The sequence below is a fragment of the Kitasatospora sp. NPDC127116 genome, from assembly GCF_042677365.1.
GTDB lineage: Bacteria > Actinomycetota > Actinomycetes > Streptomycetales > Streptomycetaceae > Kitasatospora > Kitasatospora lactacystinica.
In genome coordinates this window covers 1-19,969 of the sequence record NZ_JBHXTL010000157.1, presented here as the reverse complement: position 1 = coordinate 19,969, position 19,969 = coordinate 1, and the positions used below count along the sequence as shown (strand labels likewise).

Annotated in this window: 16 protein-coding genes; 14 read left to right on the top strand and 2 right to left on the bottom strand. The window is 73.5% G+C overall.

Going from position 1 to position 19,969, the window contains the following annotated elements; genetic code table 11:
* Nucleotides 1-77: 77 nt before the first annotated feature.
* Nucleotides 78-1,460 (bottom strand): acyltransferase family protein, encoded by a 1,383-nt coding sequence (locus ACFVHV_RS38260; RefSeq protein WP_380357707.1) that lies wholly within the window; start codon nucleotides 1,458-1,460, stop codon nucleotides 78-80.
* Nucleotides 1,461-1,589: 129 nt separating this feature from the next.
* Here ACFVHV_RS38260 and ACFVHV_RS38255 point away from each other — a divergent pair, with 129 nt between their 5' ends.
* Nucleotides 1,590-2,249 carry a trimeric intracellular cation channel family protein gene (locus ACFVHV_RS38255; protein ID WP_359901512.1) on the top strand — a complete coding sequence of 220 codons (660 nt, stop codon included), beginning with the start codon at nucleotides 1,590-1,592 and terminating at the stop codon, nucleotides 2,247-2,249.
* Here ACFVHV_RS38255 and ACFVHV_RS38250 read toward each other — a convergent pair.
* Entirely contained in the window at nucleotides 2,155-2,922 is a 768-nt protein-coding gene (locus ACFVHV_RS38250) for an IclR family transcriptional regulator (RefSeq protein WP_359901515.1), read from the bottom strand. The two genes, ACFVHV_RS38255 and ACFVHV_RS38250, sit on opposite strands and share 95 nt — an antisense overlap.
* A gap of 232 nt (nucleotides 2,923-3,154) precedes the next feature.
* Here ACFVHV_RS38250 and ACFVHV_RS38245 point away from each other — a divergent pair, with 232 nt between their 5' ends.
* The 13 genes from ACFVHV_RS38245 (at nucleotide 3,155) to ACFVHV_RS38185 (ending at nucleotide 19,842) form a co-directional block, all read left to right on the top strand.
* Nucleotides 3,155-4,336 (top strand): cysteine desulfurase family protein, encoded by a 1,182-nt coding sequence (locus tag ACFVHV_RS38245; protein WP_380357705.1) that lies wholly within the window; start codon nucleotides 3,155-3,157, stop codon nucleotides 4,334-4,336.
* A gap of 47 nt (nucleotides 4,337-4,383) precedes the next feature.
* Nucleotides 4,384-5,541: a tRNA 2-thiouridine(34) synthase MnmA gene (gene mnmA / locus ACFVHV_RS38240; RefSeq protein ID WP_380357703.1), complete on the top strand. Its 1,158-nt coding sequence runs from the start codon at nucleotides 4,384-4,386 to the stop codon at nucleotides 5,539-5,541.
* Between the two features lie 70 nt (nucleotides 5,542-5,611).
* Nucleotides 5,612-6,136 (top strand): TIGR00730 family Rossman fold protein, encoded by a 525-nt coding sequence (locus tag ACFVHV_RS38235; protein ID WP_359901523.1) that lies wholly within the window; start codon nucleotides 5,612-5,614, stop codon nucleotides 6,134-6,136.
* Nucleotides 6,137-6,149: 13 nt separating this feature from the next.
* On the top strand, nucleotides 6,150-6,839 hold the full coding sequence (locus ACFVHV_RS38230; protein WP_359901526.1) for an SDR family oxidoreductase: 690 nt from the start codon (nucleotides 6,150-6,152) through the stop codon (nucleotides 6,837-6,839).
* A gap of 137 nt (nucleotides 6,840-6,976) precedes the next feature.
* Complete coding sequence (locus ACFVHV_RS38225; RefSeq protein ID WP_359901529.1) at nucleotides 6,977-7,987, top strand: methionine synthase; 1,011 nt, start codon at nucleotides 6,977-6,979, stop codon at nucleotides 7,985-7,987.
* Between the two features lie 19 nt (nucleotides 7,988-8,006).
* Nucleotides 8,007-10,295: an NAD-dependent DNA ligase LigA gene (gene ligA, locus ACFVHV_RS38220; protein ID WP_380357700.1), complete on the top strand. Its 2,289-nt coding sequence runs from the start codon at nucleotides 8,007-8,009 to the stop codon at nucleotides 10,293-10,295.
* A 322-nt stretch (nucleotides 10,296-10,617) separates the two neighbouring features.
* Nucleotides 10,618-12,414, top strand: coding sequence for a bifunctional diguanylate cyclase/phosphodiesterase (locus ACFVHV_RS38215; protein WP_359901535.1), 1,797 nt, complete (start codon nucleotides 10,618-10,620; stop codon nucleotides 12,412-12,414).
* Between the two features lie 206 nt (nucleotides 12,415-12,620).
* The gene (gene gatC / locus ACFVHV_RS38210) at nucleotides 12,621-12,917 is read left to right on the top strand and encodes an Asp-tRNA(Asn)/Glu-tRNA(Gln) amidotransferase subunit GatC (RefSeq protein ID WP_030057414.1); all 297 of its coding nucleotides are present in this window, start codon (nucleotides 12,621-12,623) and stop codon (nucleotides 12,915-12,917) included.
* A gap of 5 nt (nucleotides 12,918-12,922) precedes the next feature.
* Nucleotides 12,923-14,416 carry an Asp-tRNA(Asn)/Glu-tRNA(Gln) amidotransferase subunit GatA gene (gene gatA / locus ACFVHV_RS38205; protein WP_359901538.1) on the top strand — a complete coding sequence of 498 codons (1,494 nt, stop codon included), beginning with the start codon at nucleotides 12,923-12,925 and terminating at the stop codon, nucleotides 14,414-14,416.
* The gene (locus tag ACFVHV_RS38200; RefSeq protein WP_359901541.1) at nucleotides 14,413-14,670 is read left to right on the top strand and encodes a hypothetical protein; all 258 of its coding nucleotides are present in this window, start codon (nucleotides 14,413-14,415) and stop codon (nucleotides 14,668-14,670) included. The genes gatA and ACFVHV_RS38200 overlap by 4 nt, the downstream gene beginning before the upstream one ends.
* A gap of 78 nt (nucleotides 14,671-14,748) precedes the next feature.
* Nucleotides 14,749-16,254 (top strand): Asp-tRNA(Asn)/Glu-tRNA(Gln) amidotransferase subunit GatB, encoded by a 1,506-nt coding sequence (gatB, locus tag ACFVHV_RS38195; RefSeq protein ID WP_359901544.1) that lies wholly within the window; start codon nucleotides 14,749-14,751, stop codon nucleotides 16,252-16,254.
* A 238-nt stretch (nucleotides 16,255-16,492) separates the two neighbouring features.
* Nucleotides 16,493-16,651 carry a hypothetical protein gene (locus ACFVHV_RS38190; protein ID WP_158077676.1) on the top strand — a complete coding sequence of 53 codons (159 nt, stop codon included), beginning with the start codon at nucleotides 16,493-16,495 and terminating at the stop codon, nucleotides 16,649-16,651.
* 149 nt (nucleotides 16,652-16,800) lie between these two features.
* A complete protein-coding gene (locus ACFVHV_RS38185) occupies nucleotides 16,801-19,842 on the top strand; it encodes an AAA family ATPase (RefSeq protein WP_359901547.1) in 3,042 nt (1,013 codons plus the stop codon).
* Nucleotides 19,843-19,969: the final 127 nt, after the last annotated feature.

Sequence of the window (19,969 nt, the reverse complement as noted above, 5' to 3'; positions counted from 1 at the left end):
GGAGCCTCTCGAACTCCGCCCGGCCGCCCCCCCCCCCGGTACTGGCGGGGCCGGGCGCCCTCCTGGCGGTCCGCGCCTCAGACGCCGGCAGCCGGCTCCGGCTCCGGCACGCGCGGACCCGGGGCGGCCGCGGCGAGCGGCGTCGGGGCGGGGGCCGGGAAGCGGCGGTCCAGCGCCCGGACCGCCCTGCGGCCCAGGTTCTGGAACGGGATCTCGACCAGCCGGTACGACAGCCAGGAGAGCACCACGACCGCCGCCAGGTAGCCGAGGGTGAGCGCGGCCTGCCCCTTCGGCCCGACGATCGGCGGGTGGTTCCGCAGCTTCCAGCCGAGGAAGTACATCAGCGGGCCGTGCAGCAGGTAGACCGAGAAGCTGATCGTGCCGAGCCCGCCGAGCCAGCGCGGGAAGCGGCGGCGGCGCAGCAGCATGGCGGCCGCGAACAGGGCCCAGGCGGCGAGGTAGGCGGACGAGAAGGACTCCCACGAGGGCGTCCAGGTGTGCCAGAGCGCCGTGTCGCGGTTGTACAGGTAGCCGACCGTGACGCCGGTGACGATCACGAAGCCGCAGCAGAGCAGGGCCGGGAGCCGGTCGAGCAGGCCGTGCTCCAGCCGGTACAGCACGGTGCCGGCGAACATGGTCGCGAAGATCAGCATGGTCTCGAAGCCGGTGGTCCGGCTGTTCACCGTGATCAGGACCAGGCCCAGGCCGCCGAGCAGCAGCGCGCCCCAACGGGTCAGGTCCGGGCGGGCGGTGGCGATGCAGGCCGCCGCCATCAGCACCACGATCCCGGCCGCCGCCACCAGGCGCCCGGTGGCCGCCAGGTCCACCGAGATCCCGCCGATCGGCAGCCAGGTGCCGAGCACCAGGGCGACGGACGCGAAGCCGACCGCGATCGGCGCGCTGTGCCGGTGCCACCCCCGCACGAACAGGGCGCACACGAAGTAGTAGAAGACCATCTCGTAGGTGAGCGACCACATCACCCCGATGGTGCTGGGCACCCCCAGCAGGTCCTGGAGCAGCAGGCCGTTGGCGGCGAGCGACAGCACCGGGTGGTCGAAGGGGAAGCTCTGGACGATCTGGCCGCTGCGGGGCAGCACCAGCAGACTCGCCACCACCGTGACGGCCACCGCGGGGTAGATGCGGAAGAGCCGCCCCGTCCAGAACGCCCGGACGTCGCCCCGGCGTTCCAGCGAGGCCGGGATGATGTACCCGCTGACCAGGAAGAACAGCATCACGCCGAAGAAGCCGAGGTCCAGGTGGCGCGGCACCCCGCCCGCGTGCGGGATCTTGCCGAGCAGCCCGAAGTGGTGCATGGCGACGGCGAGGGCGGCGATGCCGCGCAGCGCGTCGAGCCAGCCGAGCCGGGCGGAGGCGGGGGAGCCCGGCGACTTCGAGGACTTCGGCGACTTCGACGGCTCCGGCGGCGGCTTCGGGGCTGACCCGGGCTTCGCGAGCTTCACAGGCGGAGGCTAGCCGAACCGGTTCGGCCCCGCGGCGCGCAAGGGGTTCGCCGCCGCTCCGGCGGTGCGTTCGTATCCGGAGCACGGACGTTCGCCGGAACACCCGCGCGAATCGGGTACACATGGACGGTGACATCCCAGCTCTTCCCGACCGACGTGCAGCAGTCGCTGGACCTCGTCGGCATCTTCGTCTTCGCCCTCTCCGGGGGCCTGCTCGCCGTCCGCAAGAACATGGACATCTTCGGGATCTGTGTGCTGGCCGAGGTCACCGCCCTCGGCGGTGGCGTGATGCGCGACCTGGTGATCGGCGCCACCCCGGTCGCCGCGTTCACCAACCTCGGCTACTTCGTGACCCCGCTGGGCGCCGCGCTGGTGGTGTTCTTCCTGCACCCGGAGGTCGAGCGGATCAACCGGGCCGTGCAGACCCTGGACGCGCTCGGGCTCGGGCTGTTCTGCGTGACCGGCACCGCCAAGGCCCACGACTTCGGGCTCGGCGCGGTCGCGGCGATCGCGCTCGGCATGGTGACCGCGGCCGGCGGCGGCGTGATCCGCGACGTGCTGGCCGGGGAGATCCCCTCGCTGCTGCGCTGGGACCGGGAGATCTACGCCGTCCCCGCCCTGGTCGGCGCCACCCTGGTCGCGCTGCTGATCGGCGCGGACCGCCTCACCGGCATCACCGGAACCGCGGCCGCGCTCACCGCCTTCGGGCTGCGGATGCTCGCGCTGAAGTACGGCTGGCGTGCCCCGCGGGCCTGGCACCGCAACGGTTCTCGCACCAGCGAGGAGTAGGCGAGCCGCCGTACGCGAGCGAGATCGCCTCGGCCGTGCAGAGCAGTTCCGGCACCATCCGGGCCAGTTCGCCGGGCGGCACCTCGCTCGCCGGGGCGCTCAGCGCGCAGGCCGCGACCGTCCGTCCGCCGCTGCCCGCGACCGGCGCGGCCACGCAGGTCACCGGCTCCCGGTGCTCGCAGGACTCGGCCGCCCAGCCCCGGCGGCGCACCGCCGCCAGCTCGGGCTCCTCGGGGACGCCGTCCGCCGACAGCCCGGCGAGCAGCACCCGGCCGACCGCCGTCCCGTCCACCGGGGCCCGGCGCCCGATCCGGGACGGCTCGGCGCCCGGCAACCCGGCCACCTCGTCCAGGTAGAGCACCTCGCCGTCGTGCAGCACGGCCAGCCGGACGGTGTAGCCGCAGCGGGCGTTGAGCGCGGCCAGGTACGGCGCGGCGACCTGCCGGACGTCGAAGTCCTCCAGCGCGCGGTGGGCCAGCGAGAGCACCCGGCCGCCCAGCCGGTAGCGCAGGTCCGGCTGGCGGCGGGCGAAGCCGTGCTCCTCCAGGGTGCGCAGCAGCCGCAGGGCGGTGGACTTGTGCACCCCGAGGCTGCTGGCGGCCTGCTCCAGCGAGAGCGGCGCGTCGCCGAGTGCGTCGAGCAGGGTCAGCGCGCGGTCGACCGACTGCGACATGGCGTTTCCCGTGGATCCGGCTGACTGATGGCGTCAGGCTAACCGCTGGGTGGCTCAGTGGTACAAACCACTGCCGGACGCGGCCGTCCGGAAGTGGTGCGTCCGCGGTGCGGCGCACCCGTGGTTCGTCCGCGGTGCGTCCGGGCCGGTGCCGGCCGGTGCGGGCCGTGCGTGGCTGGAACCGCCCCGGCCCGGAACCCCCTGCGGTGCCGCGCTCTACAATCGGATGGTTATGCCATACCTGGACCATGCGGCGACCACGCCGATGCTGCCCGAGGCGATCGCCGCGATGACGGCGCACCTGGGGGTGGTCGGCAACGCCTCGGCCCTGCACGCGGCCGGCCGCCGGGCCCGCCGGGTGGTCGAGGAGTCCCGGGAATCGCTGGCCGATTCGCTGGGCGCCCGCCCCAGCGAGATCGTGCTCACCGGCGGCGGCACCGAATCCGACAACCTGGCGGTCAAGGGCCTGTACTGGGCCCGCCGGGACGCCGACCCGGCCCGCACCCGGGTGCTGTGCAGCCCGGTCGAGCACCACGCGGTGCTGGACGCGGTGCACTGGCTCTCCGAGCACGAGGGCGCCGAGGTCGAGTACCTGCCGGTGGACGGGTACGGCCGGGTGCACCCCGAGGCGCTGCGGTCGGCGATCGAACGCGACCCGGCGTCGGTGGCGCTGGTCACCGTGATGTGGGCCAACAACGAGGTCGGCACCGTCCAGCCGGTGCGCGAACTGACCGCCGTGGCGGCCGAGTACGGCATCCCGGTGCACGCCGACGCCGTGCAGGCGCTCGGTCAGGTCCCGGTCTCCTTCGCCGAGTCCGGCCTCACCGCGCTCACCGTCACCGGGCACAAGATCGGCGGCCCGTTCGGCATCGGCGCCCTGCTGCTCTCCCGGGGCGCCGCGCCCGTACCGCTGCTGCACGGCGGCGGGCAGGAACGCGACGTGCGCTCCGGCACCCTCGACGCCCCCGGCTCGGCCGGCTTCGCGGCCGCCGCGGCGCTCGCCGTCGAGCGGCGGGCCGAGCACGCGGTCACGCTCGGCGCGCTACGGGACGAACTGGTGGCGTCGGTGCTGGCCGCCGTACCGGACGCGATCCTCAACGGCGACCCGTCGGCCGAGGGCCGGCTGCCCGCCAATGCGCACTTCTCCTTCCCCGGCTGCGAGGGCGACGCGCTGCTGATGCTGCTGGACGCCCAGGGCATCGAGTGCTCGACGGGCTCCGCCTGCTCGGCCGGGGTGCCGCAGCCCAGCCACGTGCTGCTCGCGATGGGCGTCGACCCGCTGCTGGCGCGCGCCTCACTGCGGTTCTCGCTCGGGCACACCTCGGTGCCGGAGGACGTCACGGCGCTGGGGAAGGCCATCGGGCCGGCCGTCGAGCGGGCGCGCAACGCGGGGCTGGCGTCGGTGCGGCGCTGATCTCGGCTCCGGGAACAGGCGGGCCACCCCGTACCCTTGTTGCCATCATGACTGACTTCCCGGGTGCCCCGACCACTCCGTCCACCGGCCGTCTGCGCGTGCTCGCGGCGATGTCCGGCGGAGTCGACTCCGCCGTCGCCGCCGCCCGCGCCGTCGAAGCGGGGCACGAGGTGACCGGCGTCCACCTGGCGCTCTCCGCCAACCCGCAGTCCTTCCGGACCGGCGCGCGCGGCTGCTGCACCATCGAGGACTCCCGGGACGCCTGGCGGGCGGCCGACGTGATCGGCATCCCCTTCTACGTCTGGGACCTCGCCGAGCGCTTCCGCGAGGACGTCATCGACGACTTCGTCGCCGAGTACGCGGCCGGGCGCACGCCCAACCCGTGCCTGCGCTGCAACGAGAAGATCAAGTTCGCGGCGCTGCTGGACAAGGCGATCGCGCTCGGCTTCGACGCCGTCTGCACCGGCCACTACGCCCGGATCGTCGACCTGCCGGACGGCTCGCGCGAGCTGCACCGGGCCGTGGACGGCGCCAAGGACCAGTCCTACGTCCTCGGCGTGCTCGACGCCGACCAGCTCGCCCACTCGCTCTTCCCGCTCGGTGACACCACCAAGGAGGAGATCCGGGCCGAGGCCGAGCGCCGCGGCCTGGCCGTCGCCAAGAAGCCCGACAGCCACGACATCTGCTTCATCGCCGACGGCGACACCCAGGGCTTCCTGGCCCAGCACCTCGGCACCGCCACCGGCGACATCCTCGACGTCGACGGCACCAAGCTCGGCGAGCACGACGGCGCGTACGGCTTCACCATCGGCCAGCGCAAGGGCCTGCGGATCGGCCGGCCGGCGGCCGACGGCAAGCCGCGCTACGTGCTGGACATCTCCCCGGTGAACAACACCGTCACGGTCGGCCCGGTCGAGGGCCTCGACGTGACCGGGCTGACCGCCATCCGCCCCCGCTGGTGCGGCACCGAGCCCCTCGCGGACGGCCGCTACACCGCCCAGCTGCGCGCCCACGGCGAGGAGGTGCCGGTGAGCGCCGCGGTCGTCGACGGCGAGCTGCGGGTGGAACTGGACACCCCGGTGCGGGGCATCGCCCCCGGCCAGGCCGTGGTCGTCTACGACGGCACCCGTGTCGTCGGCTCCGCCACCATCGCCACCACCGAGCGCCCGGCCGCCACCACCGAGCGCCCGGCCGTCACCGCCTGAGCCCGCCCCGCGCCCGGCGGGGAATCCCCGGTGAAGTCCTGCCGCGGGGCGTGATAGACCGGACGACACTATGAATATCTCTGTCTTCTGCTCCGCGTACTCGCTCGACGACCGCTACTCCGCCCCCGCCGCGGAGTTCGCCCGGCTTCTGGGGGAGGGCGGGCACACGCTGGTGTGGGGCGGCTCGAACGCCGGGCTGATGGGGCTGCTCGCCGACGAGGTGAAGGCGGCGGGCGGCAGGCTCGTCGGCGTGATGGTCGAGATGCTGCGGCACAAGGCGTACGTCGGCGCCGACGAGCTGGTGTGGACGGCCGACCTGCCGGAGCGCAAGGCCGAGCTGGCCTCGCGGGCGGACGCGATCGTCGTGCTGGTGGGCGGGCTGGGCACCCTGGACGAGGTCACCGAGGTGCTGGAGCTCAAGAAGCACGGGATGTTCGACAAGCCGGTGGTGGTCCTGGACACCGAGGGCTTCTACACGGGCCTGCGCACCCAGATGGAGCGGATGGACGCCGAGGGCTTCCTGCCGCGCCCGCTCGCCGAGCTGATCACCTTCGCGGACACGCCCGCCGAGGTTTTCGCCCAGCTCAAGGCCTGATTGGATCACGACCATGGCTGCACATCTGATCACTGGCGCCGGCTCCGGCATCGGCGCCGTACTCGCCGAGCGACTCGCCGAGCGCGGGGACGAGCTCTGGCTGCTGGCCCGCGACGCCCGTCGGGCCGCCGAACTGCGCGAGCGCTTCCCCGGGGCCCGCACCCTCGTCGGGGACCTCGGCGATCCGGGCAAGCTGTCCTGGGCCTTCGGCCACCAGCAGCTGCCGGTCGAGCTGGACTCCCTCCTGCACGTCGCGGGCACGGTCGAGCTCGGCCCGGTCGGCGACCTGACCCCCAAGGCCTGGCAGGAGACGCTGAACGTCAACCTCATCGCCCCCGCCGAGCTGACCCGCCTGCTGCTGCCGTCGATCCGGCTGGTCAAGGGCCATGTGCTCTTCGTGAACTCCGGCGCGGGCCTCAACGCCCACGCCGAGTGGTCGGCGTACGCGGCCAGCAAGCACGGCCTCAAGGCGCTCGCCGACGCGCTGCGCCACGAGGAGCACGCCAACGGCGTCCGGGTCACCTCCGTCTACCCGGGCCGCACCGCCACCGCGATGCAGGTGAAGGTGCACCAGCAGGAGGGCAAGGAGTACGACGCCGGCCGCTGGATCGAGCCCGCGTCCGTCGCCAGGGCGATCCTCGCCGCCCTCGACGCGTCCCGGGACGCGGAGATCACCGACATCACCGTCCGCCCCGGGCGGTAGCGCGCCGCACGGGAGGTCGGCCGGTCCGACTTTCCGTGCGCGCACCGGATGCCGACCCGGCCTCCGCGTGCCCGACGGCCCCGGTACCGAGCCCCGCGCCCGGCACCGGGGCCGTCCGGCTGAGTAGGCTCGGGCGGGTGAGCACCCCACACACCTTCCCCGACCTGCGCGGCGCCGCCACCGGCGTCGGTTCGCTGCCCGGCACCGACGCCCGGGAGGCCGCCAAGACCTCCACCGGGGCACTGGAGCACCTGCCGTTCCTGCCCGAGCTGCCCGCCCGCGGGCCGGGCGCCGACATGATCGGGCGCGGCGCCGGCCTGCTGGTCGAACTGTTCGCGCAGACCGAGCCGAGCGGCTGGCGGTTCACCGACCGTCCGGGCCGGGACACCCGGCGCGCCCACTCCTGGCTCGGCGAGGACCTGGACGCGCTGGAGGAGTTCACCCAGGGCCACCAGGGGGCGCTCAAGGTCCAGGCCGTCGGCCCCTGGACGCTGGCGGCGAACATCGAGCTCAAGCACGGCGAGAAGGCGCTCGCCGACCCCGGCGCGTGCCGCGACATCGCCGGCTCGCTCACCGAGGGCCTGCGCCGCCACCTCGCGGACGTCCGCAGGCGGGTGCCCGGCGCCGAGGTCGTGCTGCAGCTGGACGAGCCCTCGCTGCCCGCCGTCCTGGCCGGGTCGGTGAAGACCGCCAGCGGCTTCCAGCGGCTGCGCGCCGTCGACCGGCAGGTCGCCGAGGAGGTGCTGCGCGAGGTGATCCGGAACCTCGACGCGCCCGTGGTGGTGCACAGCTGCGCGCCGGACGTCCCGGTTCCGCTGCTGCGCCGCGCCGGGGTGGCCGGGATCTCCCTCGACTTCTCGCTCCTCACCGAGCGCCAGGACGACGACCTCGGCGAGGCCGTGGAGGGCGGCACGACGATCCTCGCCGGTGTCGTCCCCGCCACTGACCAGGCGGTGTCCGACCCTGCCGGTAGTGTCCAGGGTGTCAGGACCTTGTGGCGCAGGCTCGGGTTCGCCCCGGAGCTGCTGGGCCGCCGCGTGCTGGTGACACCGACCTGCGGGCTGGCCGGGGCGTCCCCGGCGTACGCGCGCAGGGCGCTGTCGTCCGCGGCGCGGGCGGCACAGAGCCTGGTGGACAACCCGGAATGAGAGTGCAGGAGGGCTTGCGGTGACGGCTGTCGAGGGCTGGGAGGACGTCCCGGCGGAGGTGCGCGGGCGGCACGCCGAGCTGGCGCAGGAGATCACCGACCACCGGGCCCGGTACTACGAGCAGGACGCGCCGGTCGTCAGCGACGCCGAGTTCGACGCCCTGATGCGGGAGCTGGAGGGGATCGAGGCCGAGCACCCGGCCCTGGTCACCCCGGACTCGCCGACCCAGAAGGTCGGCGGCGCGGCCACCGGGCTGTTCGCCGAGGTCGAGCACCGCGAGCGGCTGCTCAGCCTGGACAACGCGATGGACGACGAGGAGCTGTCCGCCTGGGCCGAGCGGGTCGCCACCGAGCTGCAGGGCATCGACTACCACTACCTGTGCGAGCTCAAGGTGGACGGCCTGGCCGTCAACCTCACCTACGAGAACGGCCAGTTGGTGCAGGCGGCGACGCGCGGCGACGGCCGGGTCGGCGAGGACATCACCCCCAACGTCCGCACCATCAAGGAGATCCCGCACCGGCTCAAGGGCGAGAACATCCCGGAGCTGGTGGAGATCCGCGGCGAGGTCTACTTCCCGACCGAGGAGTTCGACGCGCTCAACGCCTCCTTCGCGGAGGAGAACGAGCGCCGCCGGCAGGAGAACGAGGAGCGCGCCAAGGAGGGCAAGCGGCCCCGGGCGCTGATCCGGCTGTTCATGAACCCCCGCAACGCCGCCGCCGGTTCGCTGCGCCAGAAGGACCCGCACGTCACCGCCTCCCGCCCGCTGCACATGGTGGTGCACGGCATCGGCGCCCGGGTGGGCTTCGACATCGACAACCAGTCGCACGCCTACCGGCTGCTGCACGACTGGGGCCTGCCCACCGCCCGTCACAACCAGGTGGTGAAGACGCTCGCCGAGGTGCGGGCCTTCATCGAGCACTTCGGCGAGCAGCGGCACTCGGTCGAGCACGAGATCGACGGCGTCGTGGTGAAGGTGGACGAGATCGCCCTGCAGGGCCGGCTCGGCGCCACCTCCAAGTCCCCGCGCTGGGCGATCGCCTGGAAGTACCCGCCGGAGGAGGTCACCGGGAAGCTGGCCGAGATCAAGGTCGGCATCGGCCGCACCGGCCGGGCCACCCCGTACGCGGTGCTGGCCGAGCCGGTGAAGGTGGCCGGCTCGATGGTGCAGTACGCGACGCTGCACAACCAGGAGGTCGTCAAGGCCAAGGACGTGCTGCTCGGCGACACGATCGTGCTGCGCAAGGCCGGCGACGTCATCCCGGAGATCCTCGGCCCGGTCTACGACCTGCGGGACGGCACCGAGCAGGCCTTCGTGATGCCCTCGCACTGTCCGGAGTGCGACAGCGAGCTGCGGCCGATGGCCGAGGGCGACATCGACCTGCGCTGCCCGAACGCGGAGCGCTGCCCGGCCCAGATCCGGGAGCGGATCGCCTTCCTCGGCGGGCGGCAGTGCCTGGACGTGGAGGGGCTGGGCTACGTCGCGGCCACCGCGCTGACCCAGCCGCTGGAGCCGGCCGAGGCGCCGGTGCGGAACGAGGCCGACATCTTCCGGCTGACGCGGGAGAAGCTGCTGCCGATCAAGGTGCTGGTCCGGGACCCGAAGACCGGCATGCCGAAGCTGGACGACAGGACGGGCAAGGAGAAGGAGGTCTTCTTCTTCGCCACCACCAAGGGCGAGCCGAAGAAGTCGCTCCAGGCCCTGATCGACAACCTGGACGCGGCGAAGGGGCGGCCGCTGTGGCGGTTCGTCAACGGGCTGTCGATCCGGCACGTCGGTCCGGTCGCCGCGCAGGCGCTGGCCCGGGAGTTCCGCGATCTGACGAAGATCTTCGAGGCGAGCGAGGAGCAGCTGGCGGCCGTCGAGGGGGTCGGCCCGACCATCGCCCGCTCGATCCGGGAGTGGTACGCGGAGGAGTGGCACCGGGAGATCCTCCGGAACTGGGAGGCGGACGGCGTCCGCTTCACCGAGGAGTTCGCGGACGACGAGGAGGCGGAGCGCCCGCTGGAGGGCCTGACCGTGGTGGTGACCGGCACGCTGGCCGGCCACACCCGGGACGGTGCCAAGGAGGCGCTGACCTCGCGCGGAGCGAAAGTGACCGGTTCGGTTTCGAAAAAGACCGATTTTGTGGTCGCTGGTGACAACCCTGGGTCCAAGTACGACAAGGCTGTTCAGCTCGGCCTGCCGGTCCTGGACGACGCCGGGTTCGCCGTCCTGCTCGCCGACGGGCCGTCCGCCGCCCGTGCCCACCTGGGGCTTCCGGAGCCGGAGGGGGCCGAGGAGGCGAAGAAGGAGCCCGTCGAGGACTGACCCGGAGCGGACCCGAGCGGTCGGTGACCGGATCGGTGTTGTTATCGTCCTGATGCAACGTCATCGGGTGCCGCACAGTGAAAGCGGGCATTGTGTCACTGTGCGGCACCCGGGAGCGGTGGCGCGTTTCCGGTTGTCCGAAAGTCTGCCCACCGGGTGGACCCCGGCATACCCTGGAGCGCAACAGAGTGTCAGCAGGGGTGGGGGCACCGGCTGGGCCGGTGTTCCGCGGGGTCGCTCCATGCCCGGCAGCTGTCGGTACCGGCACGGTGCCTCACCGTAAGGCGGCCCGACGGGGCGGGCCCGACGGAGGACAGGGCTTATGGATCGTACGACCGGCGGTGCGCCCACACGCCCGCCGCAGGGGGTGGCGGGTGCGGTCCTGCTGCTCGGCGTGCTGCTGGCCGGAGCCGCGCCGCTCATCCCGCTGGCCGTCCTGGTCTACCGGTACGAACCCGAGTTGCTGCCGCTGTTCGCCGTGCCCCTGGCGGTGCTGGTGGCGGCCTGGCGGATCGCCCGGGACCGCGCCCGCGACCAACTGACCGACCCGCTGACGGATCTGCCCAACCGTCAGGCCCTGCTGTTGGCCGCCCAGGAGGCGATCGCGGAGTGTGGTCAGGGCTACAGCGTCGGTCTCATCCTGCTCGATCTCGATCGCTTCCGATCACTCAACGACACACTGGGTCATACGGCCGGTGACCGGCTGCTGGTTCACATCGCCCGCCGGCTGCACCGGGCCCTGCGCTCCGGCGGACCGGCCGGCAGCGCCACCCGGGAGTCCATCGACGACGTCTTCGCCGGCCTGCCCCGGCACTACCGCCGAGGCCGTCCGATGGTGGCCCGGATGGGCGGCGACGAGTTCGCCGTCCTGCTGCCCGGCATCAACTGCCCGGACAGCCTGGAGCGGGTCGCCAAGGCGCTGATCGCCGAACTGGCCGCCCCGATCCGGCTGGACGGGCTGCTGCTCGTCCTGGAGGCCAGCGGCGGTGTCTGCGTCTACCCGCAGCACGCCCAGGACGCCGAGGCCCTGCTGCGCCGGGCCGACGTCGCGATGGGCCACGCCCAGCGCGGACACTGCGGCGTCGCCCAGTACGACGAGACCCAGGACGCCGACACGCCGTACCGGATCGGGCTGTTGGGGGACCTGCGCCGGGCACTGGAGACCGGCGAGGTGCAGCTGCACTACCAGCCGAAGGTGGCCTTCGACGGCCGGGTGGTCGGCCTGGAGGCGCTGCTGCGCTGGGAGCGCCCCGGCCAGGGGAAGGTCCCGCCGGACGAGTTCGTCGGGCTCGCCGAGTCCAGCGGCCTGATGCCCCGGCTCACCGACTACGTGCTGGAGGCGGCCGTCGGCCAGCTCGCGTACTGGCGCGACCAGGGCCTCCAGGTGCAGGTCGCGGTCAACGTCTCGCCGCGCGACGTGCTCAACCCCGGCTTCGCCCAGCGGGTCGCCGGCCACCTCGTGCGCCACCAGGTGCCGGCCCACGCGCTCCAGCTGGAGATCACCGAGCGGCTGCTGCTGGACGACTCCCGGCGGGCCGCCGACACCCTGGCCGAGCTGCGCGGCTACGGCGTCGGGATGTCCCTGGACGACTTCGGCACCGGGCACTCCTCGCTGGTGCGGCTGCGCAGCCTGCCGGTCGGCGAGCTCAAGATCGACCGCTCCTTCGTCTCCCGGATGGTCGCCGACGACCACGACGCGGCGGTGGTCCGCTGCTCGGTGGAGCTCGCCCACTCGCTGGGCCTGACCGTGGTCGCCGAGGGCGTCGAGGACGACGAGACCTGGGAGCGGCTGCACTGCATGGGCGTGGACGCCGTCCAGGGCTGGCTGGTGTCGGCCGCGCTGCCGGCCGAGCAGGCCACCGCCTGGCTGCGGGTGCACCGCACCGGCGCCCCGCCGGTGGAGCGGCTCGGCCTGCCGCCCCAGCTGCCCGCGGGCTTCCCGTCGGTCCCGAACGCCAAGCCGATCGCCCCGCCGGCCAGGCCCCCGGTGCTGCCGCCGACACTCCCGCCGGTCCGGCCGCCGGTCATCCCGCCCACGCTGCCGCCGGTGGCCCAGGTGGTGCAGGCCGCGCACCGGGAGATCAAACCGCAGGGCTGGGCCCGCACCCGGCCGCAGTAGCCCGCCGGAGGTCGCGGTCCGGCCCCGGGGAGGGCCGGTGACGGGCGCCGCGGCTCACTCGTTGGCCGGGGCGGGGGACGGGCCCCATAGGATGGGGTCCAAAGACCACGAGGACGGAGCGCCGGAACCGGCTGCTCCTGCCCGGGCCCGGCACCGCCCGCAAGGCACAGCCGGGTCTCACCAGAACTCACCCTGAGGATCGCTGCATGCCTGGCATCACGCGCGAGGAGGTCGCCCACCTCGCCCGGCTGTCGCGTCTTGAGCTGAAGCCCGAAGAGCTGGACCACTTCGCCGAGCAGCTCGACGTGATCATCGGCGCGGTCGCCCGCGTTTCCGAGGTCGCCGGACAGGACGTCCCGCCGACCTCCCACCCGCTGCCGCTGACCAACGTCATGCGTGCGGACGAGGTCCGGCCGTCGCTCACCCCGGAGCAGGCGCTGTCCGGCGCCCCCGCCGCCGAGGAGCAGCGTTTCCGTGTGCCGCAGATCCTCGGGGAGGACTGACCGAGATGACCGAGCTGATTCGCTTCACCGCCGCCGAGACCGCGGGCGCCATCGCCAAGGGCGAGGTGTCCGCCGTCGAGGTCGCGCAGGCCCACCTTGACCGCATCGACGCCGTCGACAAGAAGGTCAACGCCTTCCTGCACGTCGACACCGAGGGCGCGCTGGCCGCGGCCAGGGCCGTCGACGAGAAGCGCGCCAAGGGCGAGGAGCTGGGCCCGCTGGCCGGCGTCCCGCTCGCGCTCAAGGACGTCTTCACCACCAAGGGCATCCCGACCACCTGTGGCTCGAAGATGCTCGAAGGCTGGATCCCGCCGTACGACGCCACGCTGACCAGCCGTCTCAAGGACGCCGGCGTGGTCATCCTCGGCAAGACCAACATGGACGAGTTCGCGATGGGCTCCTCCACCGAGAACTCCGCGTACGGCGTGACCGGCAACCCGTGGGACCTCTCCCGCATCCCCGGCGGCTCCGGCGGCGGTTCGGCCGCCGCGCTGGCCGCCTTCGAGGCCCCGCTGGCGATCGGCACCGACACCGGCGGCTCGATCCGCCAGCCCGGTGCCGTCACCGGCACCGTCGGCGTCAAGCCGACCTACGGCTCGGTGTCCCGCTACGGCCTGGTCGCGTTCTCCAGCAGCCTGGACCAGGGCGGCCCGTGCGCCCGCACCGTGCTGGACGCGGCCCTGCTGCACGAGGCCATCGCCGGGCACGACCCGCTGGACTCCACCTCGATCGACGCGCCGGTGCCGGCCGTGGTCGAGGCCGCGCGGATGCGCGACATCCGCGGCATGCGGATCGGCGTCGTCAAGGAGTTCGCCGGCGAGGGCTACCAGGCCGGCGTGATGCAGCGCTTCAACGAGTCGGTGGAGCTGCTGCGCGAGCTGGGCGCCGAGGTCGTCGAGGTCTCCTGCCCGTCCTTCACCCTGGCGCTGCCGGCGTACTACCTGATCGCGCCGTCGGAGTGCTCCTCCAACCTGGCCCGCTTCGACGCGATGCGCTACGGCCTGCGGGTCGGCGACGACGGCTCGCGCTCGGCCGAGGAGGTCACCGCGCTGACCCGCGAGGCCGGCTTCGGCGACGAGGTCAAGCGCCGCATCATCCTGGGCACCTACGCGCTGTCCTCGGGCTACTACGACGCCTACTACGGCTCGGCCCAGAAGGTCCGCACGCTCATCTCGCGCGACTTCGACGCGGCCTTCGCGGGCGTGGACGTCCTGGTCTCGCCGACCACACCGACCACCGCCTTCCCGATCGGCGAGCGCGCCGACGACCCGATGGCGATGTACCTGGCCGACCTGTGCACGATTCCGTCGAACCTGGCGGGCAACGCGGCCATGTCGCTGCCGGTCGGCCTGGCCCCGGAGGACAATCTCCCGGTCGGCCTCCAGATCATCGCACCCGCGATGGCGGACGACCGCCTGTACCGCGTGGGCGGCGCCGTCGAGGCCGCACTCAACGACAAGTGGGGGCACACCCTGCTGGAGGAGGCACCGGCACTGTGAGCAAGATCGAGAAGACCAAGGGCTCCGGCTCGCTGAAGGGCTTCAAGCACTCCAAGCCCGGTCTGTGGCTGTCCATCGGCACCAGCGCGTTCGGCGCGATCTCCGTGGCCAAGGACGTCCGCAAGGCCCGCGAGGAGAGCGACACCCTCAAGCTGGTCAACGCCCTGGTCGGCGCCGCCGCGCTGGTCACCGGCACCGCCCTGCTGGTGCGCGAGCTGCGCCGGCTGGGCTCCGACGACGTGCTGCTGGGCTGAGTCAAGTGCCCTGGCCCGGCCCCGCGCGACGCGGTGGCCGGGCCCGTACCTCCCAAGCTTCAAGTGAGAAGGGACGCTGTGAGCGTCATGAACCTGGTCTCCTACGAGGACGCTCTCGCGTCGTACGACCCGGTGATGGGCCTTGAGGTCCACGTCGAGCTGGGCACCAAGACCAAGATGTTCTGCGGTTGCTCGACCGAGCTGGGTGCCGAGCCGAACAGCCAGACCTGCCCGACCTGCCTGGGCCTGCCGGGTTCGCTGCCGGTGGTCAACGCGGTCGGCGTGGAGTCGGCCGTCAAGATCGGCCTGGCGCTGAACTGCGAGATCGCCGAGTGGTGCCGGTTCGCGCGGAAGAACTACTTCTACCCGGACATGCCCAAGAACTTCCAGACCTCGCAGTACGACGAGCCGATCGCCTTCAACGGCTACCTCGACGTGCAGCTGGAGGACGGCTCGACCTTCCGGGTGGAGATCGAGCGCGCCCACATGGAGGAGGACACCGGCAAGTCCAGCCACGTCGGCGGGGCCACCGGTCGCATCCACGGCGCCACCCACTCGCTGCTCGACTACAACCGGGCCGGCATCCCGCTGATCGAGATCGTCACCAAGCCGATCGTCGGCGCCGGCGAGCGCGCCCCCGAGGTCGCCAAGGCGTACGTCGCCGAGCTGCGCGAGGTGATCCGTTCGCTCGGTGTCTCCGAGGCCCGGATGGACAAGGGCCAGATGCGCTGCGACGTCAACCTGTCGCTGCGCCCGAACGGCACCGAGACCTTCGGCACCCGCTCGGAGACCAAGAACGTCAACTCGCTGCGCAGCGTGGAGCGGGCGGCCCGGTTCGAGGTCCGGCGGCACGCCACGGTGCTGACCGACGGCGGCACCATCGTCCAGGAGACCCGCCACTTCCACGAGGAGGACGGCTCCACCACCTCGGGCCGGATCAAGGACAACGCCGAGGACTACCGCTACTTCCCCGAGCCGGACCTGGTGCCGGTGGCCCCCACCCGCGAGTGGGTCGAGGAGCTGCGCGCCGCTCTGCCCGAGCTGCCGCGGGTGCGCCGTGCCCGGCTGCAGGCGGAGTGGGGCCTGTCCGACAAGGACATGCAGTCGGTGCTCAACGCCGGTGCGGTGGGGCCGATCCAGGAGACCATCGCGGCCGGTGCCCCGGCCGACCAGGCCCGCAAGTGGTGGATGGGCGAGCTGGCCCGTCGCGCCAACGAGACCGGCACCGAGCTGAGCGAGCAGCCGATCACCCCGGCGCAGGTCGCCCGGGTCGCCGCGCTGGTCGCCGAGGGCAAGCTCAACGACAAGCTGGCCCGCCAGGTCATCGAGGGCGTGCTGGCCGGCGAGGGCGAGCCGGACGGGATCGTCGAGAAGCGCGGCCTGGCCGTGGTCTCGGACGACTCCGCGCTGGGTGCCGCGGTCGACCAGGCCATCGCCGAGAACGAGGCGATCGCCGCCAAGATCCGCGACGGCAAGGTCCAGGCCGTGGGCGCGCTGGTCGGCGCGGTCATGAAGGCCACCCGCGGCCAGGCCGACGCCGCCCGCGTGAAGGACCTGATCTTGGAGAAGCTGGGTGCGGCCTAGGCTGTCGACCCTGCCTTCCTAAGGTATCTAAGGCATCTAAGGCCCTCTAAGTAAGGCCTAAGGCCCCGTCTCACCTATGTATCTGGGTGAGGCGGGGCCTTAAACCATTTTTGGAGACCGATCTAAGGCATCCGGGCCCCGGAAGATGCGGCACGCTCCCGATGCGGCACCCCCCACTGGCGGAGGAAGCTCTTACCTGTCAGCAAGACGGAGTGGAAAACCCGAGGGGGAACCGGAAATGATCGAGTACCAGACCTTCCAGCAACAGGCCCACGAGCTCGTGGCCCGCGCCGAGCACGAGCGCCTGGTGCGCGAGGCCAAGGAGGCCCGCCGACTGCGGCAGCGTCCGGTGGCCGCCCGCTTCCAGCGGCGCCCCGTGCGTCGGCCCGAATGCTGACGGCGCGGCACCACGGCGGTGCCGAAGGAGCTCCGGAGGGGGAGACGCTCACCAGCGTCTCCCCCTCCGGGCATTCGGGTCCTTCGACCCGTTCGCCAGGGGAGATAACCCCTCGGCCGGGCCCCACCGGCTATGGCATGCTCGCCTCCATGCAGCAGACATCGGTCAGCCCCGTCTTCGTCGGCCGCGGCAGCGAGATCACCGAGCTGACCGACGCGCTGCGCCGCGCCGGCACCGGCAGCCCGCAGGCCATCCTGATCGGCGGGGAGGCGGGGGTCGGCAAGACCCGGCTGCTGGAGGAGTTCCTGGAGCGGGCGGCCGCCCGCGGGGCGGTCACCTCGCTCGGCAGTTGTCTGGAGGTCGGCGCCGAGGGCCTGCCGTACGCGCCGCTGGCCGCCGCGCTGCGCCGGCTGCACCGCTCGCTGGGCCCCGAACTGGAGGCCGCCGCGGCCGGCAGCGAGAGCCACCTCGCCCTGCTGCTCTCCGAGTTCGGCGAGGTGGACGGCGAACCCAACGACGAGTACAGCCGGGCCCGGCTGTTCGAGCACACCGCGAGGCTGTTCGAGCGGCTCGGCGCGGAGCGTACCCTCGTCCTCGCCGTCGAGGACCTGCACTGGTCCGACCGCTCCACCCGCGAGCTGCTCGCCTTCCTGGTGCGCACCCTGCACCGGTCCCGGGTGCTGCTGGTCGCCACCTACCGCACCGACGACCTGCACCGCCGGCACCCGCTGCGCCCCTTCCTCGCCGAGCTCGAACGGCTGCGCACCGTCCAGCGGCTGGAGCTGGCGCGGTTCGACCGGCGCGAGGTGGCCGCCCAGCTGGCCGGCATCCTCGGCACCACCGTCCCCGACCGCCAGCTGGTGGACCGCATCCACCGCCGCTCGGAGGGGAACCCGTTCTTCGTCGAGGAGCTGGCCACCGCCTTCGAGGACGGCTGCGGAGCCGGGCTGACCGACTCGCTGCGGGACATCCTGCTGGTGCGGGTCGAGGGCCTGGACGAGGAGGCCCAGCGGGTGGTGCGGATCGCCGCCGAGGGCGGCTCGCACGTCGAACACGCCCTGCTGGCCGCCGTCCTGGACGACGACGAGGAGGCGCTGATCGAGGCGCTGCGGGCGGCCGTCGGCGCCAACATCCTGCGCCCGGACAGCGAGGGCGAGGGCTACCGGTTCCGCCACGCGCTGGTCCGCGAGGCGGTCTCGGACGACCTGCTGCCCGGCGAACGGCACCGGATCAACCGCAAGTTCGCGCTCGTCGTGGAGGCCCAGCCGCAGCTCGTCCCGGGCGACGCGCTGGCCGCCCGGCTGGCCAACTACTGGTACCACGCGCACGATCCGGCCCGCGCCCTGCCGACGGCCCTGGACGCCGCCCGCGCGGCCCGCCGCCGCAACGCCTTCGCCGAGCAGCTCGGGATGCTGGAACGGGCCCTGGAGCTGTGGGACCTGGTCTCCGAGGAGGTGCTGGCGCACACCCTGCGCCCGTACGACTGGGCCGAGACCTACCCGCCGGGCTCCTGCGACCACAGTGCCGCGGACGAGGACTGCGACCGGATCCAGCTGGTCGACGTGCTGGCCGAGGCGGTGGTCGCGGCCCGGCGCTGCGGCGACCGGGAGCGCGGCCTGAGCCTGGCCAAGCGCGGGCTGCGGCTGGTCGACGAGGCGGAGCACCCGGTGCGCGCGGCCTGGTTCCGGATCAACCGGGCCCGGATGCTGGGCAGTCTGCGCCGCTCCGGCGACGAGGAGGAGATCGCGAACGCGCTGCGGCTGGTGGAGCACCTGCCGCCGACCGCGGTGCAGGCCGAGGTGCTCGCGCTCGGCGCCGGGACGGCGATGCTCAAGAAGCCCACCGCGGAGGCGATCGAGCTGGCCGAGCGGGCGATCCGGATCGCCGAGGAGGTGGGCGCCCACTCGGTCGAGGTGCACGCCCGGATGACCCTCGGCGGCCTGCGCTACGACGTGCAGGGCGACGCCGAGGGCGGGCTCGCCGAGCTCGCCGGGGCGGTCGAACGGGCCCGCCGGCTGGGCGTGCCCGACCTGCTGCTGCGCGGCATCAACAACCTGGCCAGCATGCAGCGCGGACTGGGACACCCCGAGGACGCGGTCCGACTGGCCCGGGAGGGCCTGGAGTTCGCGGACGGCAACGGCCTGCTGCGCAACATCGGCGCCATCCTGACCGGCAACCTGGTCGAGGCGCTGACCGACCTCGGGCGGGTCCGGGAGGCCGCCGAGGTGCTGGCCGGCTACGAGGCGGCCAGCCCGACCGGCACCCACGCCGAGTTCCTGGACCGGATGCGCGGCGAACTCGCCCTGCTCAAGGGGGACCTGGCCACCGCGGGGACCATGCTGGCGCAGGCCCGGGCGGCCAACCGGGTCGGCCAGGTCCAGCACAGCGTGCCGATCAGCCGGCTGGCGGTGCGGCTCGCGGCGCTCGGCGGCCGGCCGCTGGAGGCCCGGGCCGAAGCGCTCGCCGTGCTGGAGGAGGACGGCCGGCTCGGTCACGAGTCCGACGTCTACCCGCTGCTGGCCGAGGCCGCGACGGTGGAGGCGGACAGCCGGGGCCTGCCGCAGGCCGGGGCGGGCCGGCCGGGGGCGCTGGCCGCGATCGCGGCGGCCGCCGCCGAGCTGCGTCCCCGGGCCCCGCTGCACCACGGCTGGGCCCGGCTGCTGGAGGCCGAACTGGCCCGCGCCGAGGGCGCGGACACTCCGGAGGTCTGGGCCGCCGCGGTCGAGGCGCTGCGGCCGACCGGCCTGCCGTACCCGCTGGCACAGGCCCTGCTGCGGGCCGGCGAGGCCGAGGTGCAGGCCGGCCGGCGCGAGGCCGGCGCCGAACTGCTGCGCGAGGCGGCCGAACTGGCGGCAGTCCGGGACGACCGGCTGCTCGGCGGGCAGATCGCCGCGCTGGCCGAGCGGGCCGGGCTGAGCCTCGCCCCGGCCGAGCGGTCGGCCGCGGTGCCGGCCCAGGCCGCCGGGGACTCCTTCAACCTCACCCCCCGTGAGCGGGACGTGCTCCGCCTGCTCGCGCGCGGCTGGACCAACCGGCAGATCGCCGAGGAGCTGTACATCTCTCCGAAGACCGCGAGCGTGCACGTCTCCAACATCCTCGGCAAGCTCGCGGTCGGCGGCCGGGGCGAGGCGGCCGCACTGGCGCACCGGCTGCGGCTGTTCCCGGACGACCTGGCCTCCTCGGGCCGCTGAGCAGGGCCCACGGCGGCCCCGGACCGGTTCCGACCGCGGCCGGGGGCGCGCGGGGGGGGCGCGGGAGCCGGGGTTGGGGGCGGGGGGGGGGGACCCGGGGGGCCCCCGGGGGCCCCCCCCCCCCCCC